The organism is Kocuria himachalensis (genome assembly GCF_054784195.1).
In genome coordinates this window covers 1-621 of sequence record NZ_BAAGPL010000044.1, presented here as the reverse complement: position 1 = coordinate 621, position 621 = coordinate 1, and the positions used below count along the sequence as shown (strand labels likewise).

Genomic DNA, 621 nt, shown 5'->3' with positions numbered 1-621 from the left:
CTGGGACCGCTCGATTAGGGTGCTGCGGGACCGGGTGGCGGAGTTGCGCCCGGTGTACCTGCCGCCGGATCCGGCCTCGCGCACGGTCTACCGGCCCGGGGAGCTGGCGCAGTTCGACTTCTGGTTCCCGGACATCACCCTGCCGGTGGGGTACGGGCAGACCCGCACGGCCACGCGGCTGCCGGTGCTGACGATGGTCAGCGGGTACTCCCGGTTCCGGGCCGCGGTGCTGGTGCCTTCCCGCGGTGAGCAGGATCTGTTCGCCGGGTGGTGGGCGAACCTGCAGACCCTCGGGGCGGTTCCCAGGACGCTGGTGTGGGACGGGGAGGCCGCGGTGGGCCGCTGGCGGGCCCGGGCCCCGGAACTGACTGCGGCCACCCACGCCTTCCGTGGGGTGCTGGGGGCGAAGGTGATCATCTGCAAGCCTGCCGACCCCGAGGCCAAGGGCATGGTCGAACGCTTCCACGACCACTTGGAGACCTCCTTCCTGCCCGGGCGCAGCTTCACGTCCCCGGCCGACTTCAACACCCAGATCGCCGAATGGGTGGCGGGCAGCAACCACCGGCGGATGCGGGTGCTCGGATGCACCCCGGCCGAGCGTGTCGAAGCGGACCGGGCGGC

General features: G+C 72.1%; 1 protein-coding gene. It reads left to right on the top strand.

The window, feature by feature from the left end:
* The coding region (locus ACYVM4_RS18315) for an integrase core domain-containing protein (RefSeq protein ID WP_460669470.1) at nucleotides 1–621 on the top strand (621 nt) is incomplete at both ends.